The 18665-nt window shown below is 60.3% G+C and carries 7 protein-coding genes; 5 read left to right on the top strand and 2 right to left on the bottom strand.

All coding sequences use genetic code 11. From position 1 onward, the window contains the following. Window positions 1–60 precede the first annotated feature (60 nt). A complete protein-coding gene (locus ONB52_15710) occupies window positions 61–8469 on the top strand; it encodes an Ig-like domain-containing protein (GenBank protein ID MDZ7417584.1) in 8409 nt (2802 codons plus the stop codon). A gap of 984 nt (window positions 8470–9453) precedes the next feature. Next, on the top strand, window positions 9454–13452 hold the full coding sequence (locus tag ONB52_15705) for a discoidin domain-containing protein (protein ID MDZ7417583.1): 3999 nt from the start codon (window positions 9454–9456) through the stop codon (window positions 13450–13452). A gap of 113 nt (window positions 13453–13565) precedes the next feature. Here ONB52_15705 and dut read toward each other — a convergent pair whose 3' ends face one another. Beyond that, the gene (gene dut, locus ONB52_15700) at window positions 13566–14003 is read right to left on the bottom strand and encodes a dUTP diphosphatase (protein MDZ7417582.1); all 438 of its coding nucleotides are present in this window, start codon (window positions 14001–14003) and stop codon (window positions 13566–13568) included. 73 nt (window positions 14004–14076) lie between these two features. After that, a complete protein-coding gene (locus tag ONB52_15695) occupies window positions 14077–14667 on the bottom strand; it encodes an HD domain-containing protein (GenBank protein MDZ7417581.1) in 591 nt (196 codons plus the stop codon). Window positions 14668–14885: 218 nt separating this feature from the next. Here ONB52_15695 and ONB52_15690 point away from each other — a divergent pair, with 218 nt between their 5' ends. The 3 genes from ONB52_15690 to ONB52_15680 are packed head-to-tail and all read left to right on the top strand — an operon-like array spanning window position 14886 to window position 18644. After that, window positions 14886–17027: a SpoIIE family protein phosphatase gene (locus tag ONB52_15690; GenBank protein MDZ7417580.1), complete on the top strand. Its 2142-nt coding sequence runs from the start codon at window positions 14886–14888 to the stop codon at window positions 17025–17027. Further along, window positions 17024–17368 (top strand): DUF1992 domain-containing protein, encoded by a 345-nt coding sequence (locus tag ONB52_15685; GenBank protein MDZ7417579.1) that lies wholly within the window; start codon window positions 17024–17026, stop codon window positions 17366–17368. The genes ONB52_15690 and ONB52_15685 overlap by 4 nt, the downstream gene beginning before the upstream one ends. Further along, on the top strand, window positions 17361–18644 hold the full coding sequence (locus ONB52_15680) for an NAD(P)-binding domain-containing protein (GenBank protein MDZ7417578.1): 1284 nt from the start codon (window positions 17361–17363) through the stop codon (window positions 18642–18644). The genes ONB52_15685 and ONB52_15680 overlap by 8 nt, the downstream gene beginning before the upstream one ends. Window positions 18645–18665: the final 21 nt, after the last annotated feature.

Here is an 18665-nt window from a genome sequence, read left to right as displayed (position 1 = left end):
GTGTCGTTTCCGCCGGCGAAGGCGGAGCCGACAGGAGATTTTACCCCAGGAGATGACATTGTGAGCACGTCTTGGATTCCCGTCCTGTTATCCATTTTTGCTCACCTCCGCGAGACTCACCTTGAAAAATTTCACCCGGCCGGCCGGCGCCTGCGCCTGGCGCTGGCGGCCGGGTTGCTGTTCGCCGCCACAGCCCACGGCCAGTTGAAGATCATGCCGCTGGGTGACTCCATCACCGACGGTGACGGTTCTTCCAATGCCGCCGCCTATCGCAGCGGCCTTTACACCCGCCTCACCAACGAGGGCATCGCGTTCGACTTTGTCGGCAGCCTGAGCGGCGGCAGCGGATTCCCGGACATTCAGCACGAAGGTCATGGCGGTTACCGCGCCGATCAAATTCGTGACAATGTCAAGGATTATTTGCAGCGAAACCCCGCCAATTTGGTGCTGCTGCTGATCGGCACCAATGATCTCAGCCAAAATCAGGGGGTCACCAGCACGCATGCCGAAATCGGCGAAATCATCGACAATATTTTCCAGTTCAACGGCCTCATCGAAATCTATCTGGCGACGTTGTTGCCGCGCAAGGACAGCCATCAAAGCGAGATCGAAGAGCTCAACGCCCTGCTGCCGGATCTGGTCGCCAGCAAGCGCACACAGGGGGTGAAGATTTTTTTGGTGGATCTCAATACGCGCTTTCTCGCGGATCCCAACTGGCAGAGCACGCGCATGTTCGACAATGTGCATCCCAATGATGCCGGCTATGACGTGATTGCCCAGGTGTGGTACGAGGAGATTCGCAAGAATCACGCGCCGCAGGTGGTGCGGGAGTTTCAGGACAACTTCAACCGCAGCGGCCCGGGTTTGGGGAGCAAATGGGCCTTCCACAGCGCGATGCAAATCAGGAACAACGAGCTGGTCAATACTTCCAGCGTCGATGCCTGGGACCACTTCCTGGCGATTCCCAAAGAGATGACCAATCCGCGCATTGTCGAGTTCAAATATGGCGCCAACAGCGATGAAGTCGGCCGTGCCTTCACCGGTTTGGCCGTGATGCTCAACAGCGCCGACCCCAACACCGCCGATGGTTATCTCGTGTTTCACAACGTCAACGGCAGCACGGGGGAGAACACCATCCGGCTGCATGAGCTGCGCGACGGCGTGCCGGTCAACCCGGCGATTCACATTGAACCGGCGCGGGCGCCCGCACCCAAAGCCGGCGATCTCTTTCGGGTCGAAATCGCCACCGACAACGACGGCCACAAGTTCACCCTCACCACCGGCGGCGTGTTCGACGGCGTGCTGGTCGATCCCCTCAAGCGCCAGGGCAACGCGGGCGAGTTGTTTGCCGGTGTGCAAATCAACGGCGCCACCAACAACGGTGTCGATGATTTCTTTGCCACCACCGCCAGCGATCTGGCCGCACCCGGCACCATCACCGACCTGAGCGTGCTCGGCAGCAGCTCCGCAAGTGTGACCCTGCAATTCACCGCGCCCGGCGATGACGGCAGCATCGGCCAGTGCACCAGCTACGATGTGCGCTATTCCACCACTGCCATCACCGCGGCGAATTACAACCTGGCGACGCGCGCCCTGGGTCTCAAACCACCGTCGCTTGCCGGCACGCGCGAGAATCTCGAAGTCAGCGGTTTGCAGGGCGGCACGACGTACTATTTCGCCGTCAAAGCAGTGGATGACGGCGGCAACACCGGCGAGATGTCGAATGTCGTGCAGGGCACCACCGCTTTGCTGGCCGCCTATACCGACAACTTCGAACGCCCCGGCCCGGCCCTGGGAGAGGGATGGGTGGTGGGCGCGGGCGTGGCGATCGTCAATGGCGCCATTCACAACAATGGTTCCGGTTATCAAGCCGGAGTATTGAGCACCCGCCGCCATCCGCGCGAAGTTTCCCTGACCTGGGCAGCGACCGCGGTGGCCGGCCCGATCAATGAAAGCGGCATTTTGGTGATGGCGAGCAACGCCAGCAGCCGCCCGAATGGCTATTTCATTCAGCACAACAATTCCTCCGGCAAGACGGTTTTGTGGCGCGTGGAGAACGGCAATCTCACCACACAACTCGACGGTGGGAATTCCTTCGGTGGGCCAATCGGGCCGGGCACCGTCATGCGCGTGGAATACAACATCACCGAGCAATTCAACGCCTTTACGGTTTTCATCAACGGCAAGTTTGACCGGGAATTGACCGACAACCAAAAGCTCGAAAACGGGCCTTATGCCGGTTTCATGCTGGACGCCGCCGGTGCGGACAATGCCATTGATGCCATCACGATTTCGGTGCCCATCAAGGAAGCCACCAGCATCACGGCGGTGTCGGGCAATGATCAAGTGGCTTCGGTCGGCGCAACCCTGCCGCAACCGCTGGTGGTCAGGCTGGTGGATGATGAAGCCAATCCTTCGCCGGGCAAAACCGTGGATTTTGTCGTGACCAAAGGTGATGCCGCGATCACGCCTCCACCCGCCCCCGACGGCCATATTCGCATTGAAGCCGAGTCAGGAACAATTCAGGCGCCGCTGAAAGTGCGCAATGATGCGGAGGCGGCGCGCGGCAAGTATCTCACCTATCCTGCCGGCAACACCGCGGACGCCAAAGCGACCTACACCTTCGATATCGCACAAGCCGGCACCTACATCATTTGGACGCGCAGCCGCAAGAATCAGGCGCCGGCCGGCAGTTGGATGGTCAGCGTCGATGGCGGGTCCGATCAGATTTACGATGTGTTTCAGGGGCAAACCAGCGACAAGTGGACGTGGAATCGCCTGAGCGGCCGCGGCAGCGGCACGGCGGAGAATCCCCAGTTCAATCCCCGCCAATTCAATTTTGCCGCCGGGCGTCATACCCTCGAGTTCAAAGCGCGCTATGAGGAAACCTGGCTCGACAAGTTCATCATCACCTCGGATCTGAATTTCATTCCCACCGGCCTGGAAGATCCCGGCTTTGTCACGGACGGCAACGGCCAGGCGAGCGCGATCGTTACCTTGGGCCAGACTTCGGGGGAGGTAAAGATTGAAGCGCGGCACAAGAGTTTGGTGCCCGCGCAGTTTACCGCCACAGCCGCCGGGGGCGCGGCGGTGCGGTTGGCGGACATGACCAACAACAATCAAACCGGCACCGCCGGCAAGGAGCTGCTGCTGCCGTTCAGTGTGCGCGTTTATGATGCCAACAACAATCCCACCGCCGGGCATCCGGTGAGCTGGGTGATTACTGCGGGCGACGGCCGCTTGAGCAGTTACACCAGCCTGACCGATCGCGAGGGCAAGGCCTACACCACACTGACTCTGGGACATGGGCAGGCGGACAATCAAGTTGAAGCCCGCAGTCACAGCAACAGCGGCACGCCACTCACCAATTCCCCGCGCGTGTTCAAGGCCACGGCGGTTTCCGGTTTTGCGAAGAGCTTGAATCGCACCGGCGGCAACAATCAGACGGCCACCGTGCGCACGACGCTGCCGGAGAAGATCGCCGTGCGGGTGCTGGAGGAAAGCAACGCGGGCGTGCCCAACGTGCCGGTCGAGTTCACCGTGAAGCGCGGCGGCGGCACGCTGGCCGTGCAAACCGGCTTTCGCAATGGTGGTTTCGAGAGTGTCAGTGGCACCACGCCGGCCTCCTGGTCGCTGGTGAATGCGCCGACGGCCAGTGAAGTCACCACTTCCACCAACGCGCCGAAAGCCGGCCTGCGCAGCCTGGAAATCAACGCGGCGCGCACGGGCGTGGGTGTGAGCCAGTCGCCGAAGTATGCGGAAAACACCAACTATGTGCTGACGTTTTGGGCGAAAGTGGTGAGCGGCACGGCACAAGTGGTTTGGCAGCAGAGCAGCAGCACCGGTGAGTTGTTGCAGCAGACGGTTGATTTGCTGCCCGCGGCGACCGGCGAGAGCTGGGTGCAATATCGGCTGTTTGGTGTCAATGGCGTTGCCGGCAGCCGGCCGCTACAATTCAAGACCAGCGGCAGCGGGCATTTCTTCATTGATGAAGTCCAGCTCTATCCCGCCACTGATGCCAATGGCCGGCTGGCGACCACGTGGACGGTGGGCGACACGGTTGGCAGTCAGGAAGTGCAGGCCGTGACGTTGGTGGGCAGCCTGGTGAACAATCCCGTGAGTTTCACGGCCAATGTGACGGCAGGGCCGGCGGCGTTGCTGCGCGCCGAGGGGGAGACCAATCTGGTGGGTTCGGTGAATCAGCCTTTGAGCAAACCCTTCGTGGCGCGCGTAACCGATGTCACCGGCATCAACGGGGTGAGCGGTGTTGCGGTCACGTTCAAAATCACCGCGGGTGGCGGCCGTTTTCAGGAGGGCGGCACGACCAGGATGGTGACCAGCGATGCCAGCGGCCGGGCGGCGATCACTCTGATTTTGGGCGGACAACCCAACGTTGCCAACACAGTGGAGGCTTCGGCGGACGGTTTGAGCGGCAGCCCGGTGATTTTCACCGGCATCGCGGCCACGCCCGGTTCCTTCACCAAAATTGCCGGTGATGCGCAGCGCGGCTCTGCGGGACACCGCCTGAAGACTCCGTTGACGATTCGCATCAAAGATGAAAACGGCAACGCCCTGCCCGGCTTTCCGGTGAAGTTCGAGATCACACAGGGCAACGGACATTTCGACGGCAAAGCCGCAGTCACCATCAACACCAACGCCGCCGGTGATGCCCAGGCTTTCCTGACCTGCGATCCGGCGCCGGGCGCCAGCAATCGTGTGCGCGCTTCGGCCACCTTCAACAATCAACCGGTCAATGGTTCACCGCAAAGTTTTACGGTCGTGAATTATGGTTTGCAGGAAATCAAGCTGGCTGCCGGCAACGAACAGAGCGGCATTGTTGATCAATTCCTGCCCAACCCGTTGGCCGCGGTGGTGCTCGATTCGGCGGCGCAAGGCATCGCCGGCCGTGAGGTCGTGTTCAAAGTCACGGAGGGCGGTGGCAAGCTGGAGGGCGGGGTGACCGAGAAGACGGTAAAAACGGATTCGCTGGGCCAGGCGCGTGTGCGCTGGCGGCTTGGCATCCGGCCGGTGGTCAATCGCGCCACCGCGACCAGCAATCCCGTTTTGCCGGGCTCACCGGTGCAGTTCAGTGCCACGGCGGAGGTGGATGCGCCGGCAACATTGTCCAAGGTTTCGGGGGACAGTGCGCGCGGCGTGGTGGGGAATCAACTCGGGACGCCGTTTGTGACAAAGGTGGTGGACAAACACGGCAACGCTGTCGCCAATGTGGCGGTGATTTTCAAAGTCACGGCAGGAGGGGGCAATCTCAATGGTCAGACCAGTGATACCGTCCGGACCAATGCCGGCGGGTTGGCGCAGGTCATTCTCACGCTGGGGCCGGCAGCCGGCAGCTACAACAATGTGGTCGAGGCGCGCGCCAGCAACGGCGCGATCCCGCTGACGAATTCGCCGGTGCGTTTCGTGGCGAGCGCGGAGGCGAGCAAGGCGGCCAGTGTGGTGGCGGAAAGCGGCGACCGGCAAACCGGCAGCTCCGGTGAGTTATTGGCGCAGCCTTTCCGCGTGCGCGTGCGCGATGCCAACGGCAACGCGGTGAAAAATCACCCGGTGCGTTTCACCGTGGTGCGCGGCGGCGGCAAATTCAGCAGCGGCGCCGTCGATTCCACGGTGATGAGCAATGACAATGGCATTGCCCAAGTGACGCTGCGCCTCGGGCCGGCCGTCCTGCCTGACAGCCAGATCGTGCAGGCTGCGGCCAATGACGGGGTCAATCCCCTGAAAAATTCGCCCCTCCGCTTTGTGGCCTTTGCCACCGGCGGCAAGCCGAGCGCAGTCACTTCCTATGTGCAGGCGAGCGGCGCCGTGCCCGCGGATGGGGTGACGCCCATGCCGGTCACCATTTTCGTGCGGGACGTGTATGATAATCCCGTGCCCGATCAGGCGGTGATCATCGAAGTCACCAACGGCCCGAATGAAATTTCGCAACCAACGAAGAAGACCGACAAAGAGGGCAAAACCACCGGCAGTTTCACCTCGCGGCGTGCGGGCGCGAAAACGGTGACCGCGCGCATCACCAGCGGCATCGCCATCACCAATGGCTCGACGGTGCAATTTCTGCCGCTGGCGGCGCAGCAGTTGTCGCTGGCCGGAGGCAACAATCAAACCGGCAATCTCAATGCCGCCACGCCCGAGCCCCTGCGCGTCAAAGTCGAAGACCGCTTCGGCAATGGCGTTGCCGGGCATCCCGTTGTCTTTTCGGTAAAAACCGGGGAGGGCCGCTTTCCTGATGGCAGCCGCAGCCTGCGGGTGCTCTCCAACACCAATGGCATCGCGGAGACCCATTATGTGTTCGGCAGCACCACCGGCGAGAGCCAAATTTGGGCGGAGGCTGCCGGTTTGAACAACTCTCCCATCATTCTCACCGCCAATGCCGTCAACCGGCCGGCGCGCAAGCTGGTCAGCGTGGGCGGCAATGACCAAACCGGCATTGCCGGGGAGGAGCTGCCGGATTCGATCACGGTTAAAGTGACGGACACCACCAACCGGCCGGTGGCAAACATCCCGGTGAATTTTGCCGTGGCCTTTGGCGGCGGCTATGTGAGCCATGCTGTGCTGCGCAGCAATATTTACGGCCTCGCCACCGTGGCCTGGCGTCTGGGCGAGCAAGTGGGGCTGAACACGCTGCGGGTCAGCTCGGAAGGTCTGGAAGGTTCGCCGCTGGATTTTCGTGCCAACGGCATTGGCGGCCAACCCTGCTGCCTGCAAACCGTGGTCAGTACGCCGCCCTCGGCGCCGGTGGGCGGCACGCTCTCGGTCACCGCTTTTCGCGTGAGCGATCGTTTCGGCAACGGTGTGGACGGCATTCCCGTGCAGCTCGAGCTCGTTTCCGGCACCGGCATGCTGCTCACCCCGGAGGCCATCAGCAAGGATGGCGGCCTGGTGAGTTTCACCATCATCTTTGACCAGGTGAGCGGGCCGCGAAAAATCCGCGCGCGCGTAAGCACGTTTCCGATAGCACCGCTGACGGTGACGGTTTATGCGCGTGCCGCGGCGGTCGCGTCCATGACGGCGGTGCCCCGCACCAACAATCAGGGCGGCACCGTCAAAAAGCCGCTGAACTTTCCGCTGCAGGTGAAGCTGAGTGATCGCTATGGCAACCCGGTGCCGGATGAAGCGGTGAATTTCGTCATTACGGCGGGCGGTGGTTTTCTCAACGGCCAGCCCAATCTTTCCACCACCGGCGCACGCAGCGACAGTAATGGCATTGCCTCGGCGGCTTTGACGCTCGGTCCGAATCCCGGCAGCAATCGCGTCAAGGTTTTGCGTTCCGGCCTGCCGGAAGTCGAGTTTGTTGCCAACGGTTTCACCAACAATTTTCCAATTTTCACCGATGTGCCGGATCGACGACTGACCGAGGGCGAGCAGGTGGAATTCAAGCTGGCGGCCCGGGATGACGATGGCGATCCCATTCGCTTTGGCGCGAGCAATCTGCCGCCCGGCAGCGCATTTGATTCCCTCGCCACCCTGGTGTTCACCTGGGTGCCGAATCTCACTGCGGCAGGGATTTATGAACCGGCTTTTTATGTTCGCGACAATCGCGGCGGCATTGACATTGAAATTGTGCGCCTCGAAGTCTTGAATCGCAACCGGCCGCCCCGCATCATCAGCCGCAGCCCGGTGGGCGACGCGCATCCCAACCGGCCGGACACCACGCTGCTCACCGAACCCGGCAGGCAGGCCCGTCTCACGCTGCGCGTGCAGGCGAAGGATGAAGACGGTGATCCGCTCAGCTTCATGTGGGAGCGCAATGGCCGGCCGGTGGGCGGTGACTCTGCACAGTACACCCTGATCACCGCCGAGAGTTACAACGCCATCAAAGTCACCGTATCGGATGGCACCGATCACATCGCCACCGACTGGCTGATTAAAGTGCCGGTGTCGCTGCTCAGCTTCTCCGCCAGCACCGCCAATCTCAGAGGGGTCCTGTTGAGCTGGCAGACTTCCGGTGAGATCCAGCCCGCCGGTTTCAACTTGCTGCGCAGCTTGTCACGCGACGGCCGGTATCACAAGCTCAATGCCAGCCTGCTGCCGCCGCAGCCGGAGGGGGAGTATTCCTTCCTGGATGAAACGGCGAATGCCGGCCACCGCTATTTCTACAAGCTTGAAGAAGTGGAGGTGGGCGGCAATGTCACCACCCACGGCCCGATACAGATCGAGGTGGCGCAGCCGGTGAGTTTTGCGCTGCGTCAGAATTATCCGAACCCGTTCAATCCCTCCACAACCATCCAGTATCAACTGCCACACCCCGGTCAGGTGCGCCTGACAATCTTCAACACCCTGGGGCAGGTGGTCACCCGGCTGGTGAATCGCCGGCAGGAGGCGGGCTTCCACACGGTGATGTGGCACGGTCGCAATCATGCCGGCGAGCCGGTGCCCAGCGGGATTTATTACTATCGCCTGGAAGTGGAGGGCGGCTTTGTGGAGACGAAGAAGATGGTGCTGGCAAAATGATCGTCCTTGCCGACTGCTCACCGGCGTGAACGTTTGCAGCGGGAACCATCGCGCCGCCGGTTGAGCGGTGGTTGTTTGATCCGATGGCTGCGTCCTTGTGGCAAGTCAGGGCGCAGCCATTCTTTTTTTTCTTTTGTCGTGGCAGCTTCTGCCCAACGCGGCGAGGGGCCGTCAGCCACCGCGAGAAATCGAGTTGCACGGCTGATGCACCGGTGCAAGGGGGAAAGCACAGTTCGATGCTCACGATTTGGGTGTCAGCGGGACAGGCATGGGGCTTGCCGTACGACAGGCCTGCCAGCTTCGGCTGGGTGGGCCTTGTTTGCTCTGAGCCCTGCCAGGAACGCCTGCGCTCCGGGTTTGTCAACTTGCGTAACGCAGACCCCTTGTCTGCCAAGCAATGCCGGCAGGATGATGGTTTTCCCGGAGTCATGCTATCGCGGCATTCAACTGATGAGGGCAACGGGATAATTTGCCACGCATTCCGCAGAACGCTTGTGGTGCGGATATAGTGTGCATGGACTCAGAAAATTTTTCTGGGCTTTGGGCTGTGTTGTCATGTCAAGCCATGCCTGGGCAAGGCGCGACGGGAGAGCTGCGGGGGAGCGGGGCGAGCAACTGGCGGGACATCATTTTGGCATTTTCCCCACAATTTCTCTCCCAATAGCGGGATGACAACGTTCCATTCTCTGCGGGACCGGGCAGAGGATGGCTGTCACGTCACCCCCCCCTGACAACGGAAGCCTTACTCCTCCTCTCCATATCTCTCTACCTCTTTCACATTAAAACCTTCTTGAAAAAGTCACGCCTCGAGGGGCGAAGGCGGAAAGGAAGATTTCACGGTTTTGAACCGCGACTTGTAATTTTCCGCCTCCCCGCGCGGCTGACATCTTGCACACCTGCTTTGCCGTTTTGAGCGATTACCTGGATCAGCTCATTGGTGATACTCATGTAAAGAGTTCATGCGCTTTGTTTAAAGGAGCTTTTATGGGCACCCTCGCTCAGATTTACTCGAAAGCCGGAAGGTTGTGGCTGCTGCTTGTGCTGGGCGGCCTGCACACGAACGCGGTGTTGCATGCGCAGGGAACGAACACCATTGTCCGATCTGTTATTCTCGGCAGCGATGACGCCGGACCGGAACCGGGAGGCTGCGGTTTTTCCACCGGTGATGGCAATATCTATTTTGGCCAGTGTGACAACGGCCGGGAAATCGTCAGCGGATTTCGTTTCCAGGATGTCCAGATTGCCAGCCCCGGTGAGATTCAAAACGCCCACCTGGAGTTCACCGTGGACGGCACATATACCAACCCCCTGACGCTTCGGTTTTACGGCGAAGCGGCGGATAATGCCGCCACGTTCAGTGCAAGCAGCACGCCGGCAGATCGTCCGTTGACCACGCAATTCGTGGAGTGGGCGATCACGGAGGAGTGGCAATGGGATACCAGGCGCGATGGCCCGGACATCACCGCGATCTTGAAAGAGATCGTGGGTCGCCCGGGCTGGCAAGCCGGCAACGCCCTGAGCATCATCGTGAAAAACGTGAGTGCCGGCGGCACACATCGCCGCGTGTATGCCTACGAGCGTGAAGGCTCGGCCAAGTCAGCCAAGCTCGTCATCAACGAGCCGGCGCCGCCGAGTTTTGACCTCTACACGCAGCGCCCCAAAGTGTGGGTGATCAACTTCGATCCCGCCATTCCTTCCGAAGGCAATCGGCGCCTGCACGCGGCGTGGGGCTGGAATGATCCCGACACGCTTTCCGCAGGCTATGACGCAGATATCGAGGAGACCAGCCACGGCCTGGTGCAATACGACATTGTGAAGGTGATCAATGCCGGCACCTTCCCGGTGAAGGAAGACGGTTTTCGCTATACCAACGGCGATCGCAATACGCCGGGCTCGTATATGTACGAATGGTCGGATGGCGATTGCGATCCGCCGAGCGGCATGACGACCGTGGATTACAACGCGATTGTGCGCGACTACGATCTCGCGCGCCGGTTGGAAGCCGGCGAGGTGGATGAGGTGTGGCTCTACGGCGCGCCGTGCTTCGGCTATTACGAGTCCCGCATGGCGGGCAAGGGCGCCTACTGGTGCAATGCCCCGGAAATGCAGCAAGTGAGCGCGTCGAAGATGTTCGTGCTGATGGGCTTCAACTACGAGCGCGGGGTTGGCGAGATGCTCCACGATTACGTCCATCGCACCGAATCGATCATGCAACGGGTTTACGGCAGTTGGACGAACGACTCGACGCATGCGTGGAATCGCTTCACCTTGTATGACGGGAACTGGCCGAATGGCGCCGCCTGTGGCAATGCTCACTTTGCGCCGAACAGCCGGAGCGATTACGACTATGGCAACATGACCTACGTGTGGAGCACACATCGCGACTGGCTTAACAATTATCCCAATCTCACCAATCAAAAAGAATGGGTCAACGCCACCGAGTGGGGCGGCGGCGATATGCGGCTTTACCACAAATGGTGGTTCACGCACCTGCCCCACATGGGCGGAACCGCCACCGAATATGGCATGACGCGCGCCAACAACTGGTGGGCCTACATCCAGGATTTCAATTCCTATCCGGAAAGCGGCTCCACGCGCGCGTCCGGTTATTACAGCACCCCCTTGCGTCCCGAGGGCGTCACTCAGTTGACCAGCAATGCCGTGGAGGATTGGGCGCCACAGATCAACGACGCCGGCCGCATGGTGTGGTACGGTCATGATGGCAACGATTATGAAATCTTCGCGGTCAATGCCGACGGCACCAATTTCGTGCAGATCACCAGCAACAGCATCGACGACGAATATCCCAGGATCAATGCCGGCAACCAGGTGGTTTGGCAGGCGTTCGACGGCAGCGATTATGAAATCTTCACCGCCAATGCCGATGGCAGCGGGCTGGTGCAAGTGACCAACAACAGCCACGACGATTGGCATGCGCGAATCAACAATGCCGGCAGGATCGTGTGGGATGGCTGGGATGGCGCCGATTATGAAATTTTCAGCGCCAACGTCAACGGCACGGATGTCGTTCAACTCACCAACAACCACGCGGCCTCCGGCTATCCGCGCGAGGACACCTGGCCGCAGATCAACAACGCCGGCCGTGTCGTATGGATGGGCCACGATGGCAGCAACTGGGAGATTTTCAGCGCCAATGCCGACGGTACGGGCCTGCTGCAGCTCAGCAGCAACACCTACAACGATGAATATGCGCAGATCAACGATGCCAATCAAGTGGTGTGGCAGAGCTGGCATGACAATACCAACGCCGAAATCCACGCCGCCAGTGCCTCCGGCCCAACCGGCTCGGACATTGTGCTTTCCAGCAACCTGCGGGAAGATTGGCATCCGCGCATCAACAACTCCGGCCTGGTGGTGTGGATGGGCCACAACGGCAACAATTGGGACATCTATCGCGCCGGCTTTGACGGCAGCAACCGCGTACAAATCACCAGCGGCCCGACCGACAATCAGATGCCCGAAATTGCCGACAACGGCATCCTCGCCTGGCAGGCTTTCGATGGCAGCGACTGGGAAATTTTTGTCTTGCAGAACGGCACTATCCATCAAATTAGTAGCAATACCTTTGATGACCGGGCACCGGCACTGAGCAATCACAAAGTGGCCTGGCATGGCAACAGCGGCATGCCGAACAAGAGCGATGTTTTTGTCAGCAATGGCACTTTCTCTGGCATCACGCCGCCGGCTGCCCCCAGCAACTTGACCGCTACTGTCGTGAGTGGTAGTCAGGTTGATCTTTCATGGACCGATAACTCGAATAACGAAGACGGCTTCAAGATCGAGCGCAAGACCGGCGCGAGCGGAACCTATGCCGAGATTGCAACGGTGGGTGCCAATGTGACCAGTTACCCGGATACCGGTCTGGCAGGGGGAACAACCTACTACTATCGGGTGCGGGCTTACAATGCTGGCGGCAATTCGGCGTATTCTAATGAGGCGAGTACGACGACCGCAAGCAATCCGCCGGCCGCGCCAAGCAACTTGACCGCCACGGCCGTGAGCAGCAGTCAGATCAATCTCAACTGGACCGACAATTCCGCCAACGAGGACGGCTTCAAGATCGAGCGCAAAACCGGTGCGAGCGGAAGCTATGCCGTAATTGCAACGGTGGGTGCGAACGTGACGAGTTATGCCAACACCGGCCTGGTCGCGGGCACGACGTATTACTATCGCGTGTTCGCTTACAATACCGGCGGCAATTCGGCCTATTCCAACGAGGCCAATGCAATGACGCCGAGCGGCAACACCAATCTCGCGCGCAACAAGCCGGCAACCGCCTCCAGCTACAGCAGCAGCAAGTATGCACCGGAAAAGGCCAACGATGGCAGCACCAGCAGCTCTTGGAGCAGCGCCAAGCTCGGCAGCAGCAATCAGACGCAGTGGTGGCGCGTGGACCTGCAGGCGGTTCAAACCGTTGCACGCGTCGTCATCAAGTGGAACGGGAAATATTTCGCGAAGAATTACCAGGTGCAAATGTCCAGCGACGGTGTGACCTGGAGCACGGTCTATACCGACAACGCCGGCAATGGCGGCAACGATGATTTCAGCTTCAGCCCCGTTTCCGCGCGTTACCTCCGGCTGTACCAGACCAAGCCGAACAAGTCCTATTATCGCGTCAATGAGCTGGAGGTCTATGCCGGCGGCAGTGCCGCGTTGGTGAAGGAGAGCGCCGCGGAATTCACCGAGGCGATGATTCCGGATGAAATCCAGTTGCAGCAAAATTATCCCAACCCGTTCAATCCCGGTACGACGATTACTTTTTCGCTTCCCGAAGCGGGTCATATTGTCCTGAAGGTTTACAACCTCGCCGGTCAGGAGGTGGCGCGTTTGGCCGAGGGCTATTACGGCCGCGGCGTCCATCGCCTGCATTTCGAGGCGGGCGGCTTGCCGAGTGGAATTTATTTCGCGGTGTTGCAGGCCGGACAGCAGAGGTTGGTGCAGCGGATGATGTTCATGAAGTAGGATTTTGGGGCCCCTTGCCCGGTCACCACCGCCGGCGAACAGGGCACAGTATCATACAAAGGTGACCGGGCAATTGAGCCTAGTGGCAGGAAGGTTGCCCGGCCGCTGCGTTCTCAGCGGCCGGTGCTGCCGAAGCCGCCACCGGCCCTGGCCGTCGCATTCAACTCTTCGGCCTCCACCCATTCGGCATGCATCACCGGCGCAATCACGAGCTGCGCGATGCGATCGTGCGGATGGATGGTAAAGGTTTCGTGGCGGTGATGATTGATGACGATCACATTGATCTCGCCGCGATAGTCGGCATCCACCGTGCCCGGCGAATTCAACAGGGTGACCGCATGCCGCAGTGCCAGGCCGCTGCGCGGCCGCACCTGGGCCTCGTAACCCGGCGGCAATTCCAGCGCGATTCCCGTGGGGATCAACGCCGATTCGCCCGGCGCCAGCATTTGGGCTTCGTCCAGCCGCGCATACAAATCCATGCCGGCGGCGAGTGCGGTTTTGTACTCCGGCAGCCGCGCCGCCGGATGCAGTTTTTTCACTTTGATGCGAATGTTCAAGCGGTGGCAATCCTTTTCAGGTTGGTGAGATTTTCCGACTTCCCCCCGGTTTGATTCCGCCTTCCGTCTAACCGAATACGGCCGCCACTTCCTGCTGCAGTTGTTCGAAAAGCGAAGTGTCGCATCCCTCCGGCAGGTTTTGCATGAGACTCTCCGCGACGCTGCGATAATACCATTCCTGCTGTGCGCGGCCGCGATTGAAGCGCTGCCACACCGCCTCCCCCACACGATGTCTTTCGAGGGCAATGCTGCGCAGATTGTGCAGCTTGTCCGCCGCCACCACCAGCTTGACCGCCGGCGGCGCGGTGGCGAGAAAGCGGATCGTGTGCTGTTTGCGTCTTTCCCAGGGCAGTGATTTGTCCGGCTCGGAGCATAGTGCCACCAGGTCGGCGATCGTCCCGCCGAATTCCCGGCGCAAGGCCTCGAGTGTCACCGGTGTGTCTTCGATGACATCGTGCAGGATGCCCGCCACCACCACCTCGGTCGGACAGCCGGCGGCGAGCAGCAGAAAACCAACGGCGCAGGGGTGAACGATGTAGGGAATCGCGGTGCTCTTGCGTGTTTGTTGGCGATGCGCCAGAGCGGCAGTCGCGAGCGCACGGTCGATCATTGCCCAATCGTGGGCGGGGTTGGCCTTTTCCATCGGAAGATTTTGCATGGGCAACCTTTGCGTGAAACGGCGGGTCAAAATACACAATCACGGCCCTCACATTCAAGGCCGAATTCCGAAGCGCGAGGGCGGGAGATCGCGCTTGACTTTCCATCCGGTGATGTCTACTTTGCCGGGCCGGGCGATTGGTTTGTTGTGCGGCCGTTTTTTCATCATGGCCACGCCGGTTTTCCAAACTCCCGAATGACTCGCAAACAAGCATCGGCATGCGCCGCATCCTCAAGAACACGATTTTCTCCGTTCCCTTTCTGACCTTTCTCGGGGTGACCCTCGTCGACAGCGTTTGGTTCATGATTGCGCGCATCCCCGAGATCGTGCGCTTGTTCCGTGACGGTATGTTGCTGGCGGCCATCATCCTGCTGCTGCCGCTGCGGGAGCGGATCAAGATCCTTTCCGAACGGCGCATTTTCCACACGCTGCGCTACACCTTTTTGACGGCACTGGCGGCGCTGGTGGTGTTGACCATCATCGACCAGTATTTGATGGCAGCCCCGGATTCCCGGTCTCCGGCTTCACGGCTGTTTCTCTCCCCCCGCCACTTCCTGATCGGCACGGCGGCCGCGTTCCTGCTGCTGTTTCTGCACCTGCTGCTCTCCGGACTGCTGGCCAATTTGATTTTCTACAAGAGCAAAGGCTCGACGCTGCGCAATTTTCGCCTGCTGGTGTTCGCCATACTGCTGATGGCTGCAACGGCTTCCGCGCGCGGCCGGGTGAATTTCTTCGCAAGCTTCGAGCAGAACTGGCTGGGTGATGTGCCCGTCATCCTGCTCCTGCTGTTGATCGGGGTCAATGCCCTCCGCCACCGCTGGATCGACTATCTCAACCGCCGCCAGAAGTGGCTGGTGTTTCTGGCGTCCGCACTGGCTTGCGGTCTCGGCGTCATGTTGACACAACGGGTCGCCGGCAGTTTTGTGGCGGATCACAGCATCGCGTTCGCCGCCGTGTGCGCTGCGATTGCACTGTTTTTCAGCGTCTATGCCGGGGTTACCGCCTTTGCCCTGATGCTGCATCTTCCCACCGCCGGCAGCTTCGATGAGAAAATCAACGCCATCAAGACGCTGCAGGAGCTGAGCCAGTCCATCAGCCATTTCATGGAACGCGAGCAATTGATGGCGATGATCACACAGCGCGCGCTGCAGGTCACCCGCTCCGATTTTGCCTGGCTGGAGCTGCTGGAGGAGGCCGGCGCGCCGCCGGTCTTGTGTTCGGCGGTCAATCTTTCCGAACGGGAACAGCAGGAGATGCCGCTGAGCCGTGAGACCGGCATCAGCGGGTGGGTGATCCAAAATCAAAAAAGCCTGTTGATCAACGATGTCACCGCGGATGCGCGCGCCGCCGGTGTGCGACCGTGGAAGAAGGATATTGGCGCCATCCTGGCGGTGCCGCTGATCTCACGCGGTCAGATTCTGGGCGTGCTGTTTTCCGCGAAACAGGATTACTTCGGTTACGATCAATTCGATCAGGACATGCTGCAATCCTTTGCCGATCAGGCGGCCATCGCCTTTCACAATGCCCATTTGCTGGCGGAATCCCTCGAAAAGGAGCGCTTGTCGCAGGAGCTGCGCGTGGCGCATGAAGCCCAGGTCAAGCTGCTGCCCAAAATCATGCCGGCGGTGCCGGGCCTGGAAGTTGCGGGCGTCAGCGTGGCGGCACAGGAGGTGGGCGGAGATTATTTCGATGTCTTCACGCGCGGCCGCAAGCTCGTGGTCGTCGTGGGTGATGTTTCCGGCAAGGGTGCGGCCGCCGCCTTCTACATGGCGCAGGTGAAGGGCGTGGTCGAGGCACTCGGCCGGCATTATGATTCACCGCGCGAGGTGTTGCTGCACACCAACCGCATCCTTCGCCGCAGCCTGGAGAAGAATCTCTTCATCACGCTGCTGTATGCCGTGTTTGACCCCGACCATATGACCATGACCTTCAGTCGCGCCGGCCACAATCCCCTGCTGCAAGCCCCGCGCAGCCGCGCGCCCGCATTTCTGCAGCCTGCGGGCATGGCCATCGGTTTGGAAGACGGGCCGGCTTTTGAAGCCGCGCTGCAGGAAATGACCTTGCCGGTTGCCGCGGGTGACTTTTTCGTTTTCTATACCGACGGCGTGGTCGAGGCACGCAACGACAACGAAGAGGAATATCAGGAAAAATCCCTGCTGGCGGTGGTGCAGCAGCGGGATTATCAGAATGCCGAAGCCTTGAAAGAGCGCATTTTGCTGAGCATTTACGATCACGTCGGCCTCGCCAACACCCACGACGATTTCACGGTGGTGGTGGTGGGCGTCACGGAACAGCCGCGCGGGCCCGCGCGCATGTTGAACACGGAACCCGAAGCTGAAAGCGCCGGAGTGCAGATATGAATGCCTTCGCACACCTCGCCGAACAGAAGATTCTCGAAGCCATTGCCAACGGTGAATTCGACAACCTGCCCGGCCATGGCCGGCCGCTCAACTGGGAGGATGATTCCAACATCCCCGCCAGCCTGCGGTTGGGCTTCAAGATCCTGAAGAATGCCAATGTGCTGCCCGAGGAAATGCAGCTCAAGAAAGACATCCTTGCGTTGCAGGAGCAGTTGCGGGATGCACCCCACGCAGAGGCGCAAGCGCTGCGCCGGCAGCTGCGTGAACTGGAAACGCGCTTTCATCTGCTGATGGAGCGCCATCGCCGCTGTCTTCGCAACCCCGCTTTTCGACATGCGTGAATCCCGGGTCTGTATCATCGGTGCCGGCGCCTCGGGCATCGCGGCAGCCAAAGTGCTGCATGAGAAGGGCATACCCTTCGACGGCTTCGAGAAAGGCTCGAGTGTCGGGGGCAACTGGCGTTATTTGAATGACAACGGCCAGTCTTCCGCCTATGCCTCGTTGCACATCAATACCTCGAAAACCCGCATGGCATTTTCCGATTTTCCCATGCCGGACGACTATCCCGACTATCCCCATCACGCGCAGATTGCCAGGTATTTCGACGATTATGTCGATCATTTCGGATTTCGCGACCAGATCACTTTTCGCACCGAAGTGATCGACGTGGCACCGGCGGGTGAGGGAAGCTGGGACGTGACACTCGCCGGCGGGAAGAGCCGCCGTTATGGTGCCGTGCTGGTCGCGAATGGCCATCATTGGGATCCGAAGTGGGCGCATTTTCCCGGCCGCTTTGACGGTTTGCAAATGCACTCGCACGACTACAAAACGCCCGGGGTGTTTGCCGGCCGGAATGTCCTGGTCATCGGCATGGGCAATTCCGGCGTTGATATTGCCTGCGAAAGCAGCCGGGTGGCGGCGCACACGTTTCTCTCCACCCGGCGCAGTGCGCACGTGATTCCCAAATACATTTGGGGCAAACCGGTCGATCAATTTACCACCCCCTTCACCAGTCTGCTGCCACCGGCTGTGCAGGCGCTGGGCATGCAGTTTCTGCTCTGGCTGACGCGCGGTCCGCAGTCGCGTTATGGTGTGCCCGTGCCGGCACACAAGCTGCATCAGGCACATCCCACCATCTCTTCCGAATTGCTGACGTTGATTGGCCACGGGCGAATCAAAATCAAACCGAATGTCAAAATGCTCGCCGGCGAGCGTGTGCTGTTTGAAGACGGCAGCGCGGAACGGATCGACTGCATTGTCCACGCCACGGGATACAAAGTCTCCTTTCCTTTCTTCAAACCGGAAGTTTTCACGGTGCAGGACAACGAACTGCCGCTTTACCGTTGGGTGGTGCCGCTGCAGCATCCCAATCTGTATTTCATCGGTTTTTTGCAGCCGCTGGGTGCCATCATGCCGCTGGCCGAGTTGCAGGCAAAATGGGTGGCCGGTTTGCTGACCGGCGCATGCAAACTGCCCGGCACCGGGATCATGCAGCGGGAAATCATTCGTGAACGGGAGCGCATGCGCCGGCGCTATGTCGCGTCAACCCGGCACACCATGCAGGTGGATTTTTTTTCGTACAAGCGGCAGATCCAGCGGGAATTGCGCAGGAGATGACGGGGGTGACAACCGGTGGGG

This window comes from candidate division KSB1 bacterium, assembly GCA_034506255.1.
Classification (GTDB): Bacteria; Zhuqueibacterota; Zhuqueibacteria; order Zhuqueibacterales; family Zhuqueibacteraceae; genus Coneutiohabitans; species Coneutiohabitans thermophilus.
Note: the sequence above shows the minus strand (reverse complement) of the source record. Positions and strands in the feature narration are given on the sequence as shown.

Coding starts and splice junctions, on each gene's coding strand:
- ONB52_15705 (MDZ7417583.1), top strand. CDS start 9,454: ATGGGCACCCTCGCTCAGATTTACTCGAAAGCCGGAAGGTTGTGGCTG.
- ONB52_15695 (MDZ7417581.1), bottom strand. CDS start 14,667: ATGCAAAATCTTCCGATGGAAAAGGCCAACCCCGCCCACGATTGGGCA.
- ONB52_15690 (MDZ7417580.1), top strand. CDS start 14,886: ATGCGCCGCATCCTCAAGAACACGATTTTCTCCGTTCCCTTTCTGACC.
- ONB52_15685 (MDZ7417579.1), top strand. CDS start 17,024: ATGAATGCCTTCGCACACCTCGCCGAACAGAAGATTCTCGAAGCCATT.
- ONB52_15680 (MDZ7417578.1), top strand. CDS start 17,361: ATGCGTGAATCCCGGGTCTGTATCATCGGTGCCGGCGCCTCGGGCATC.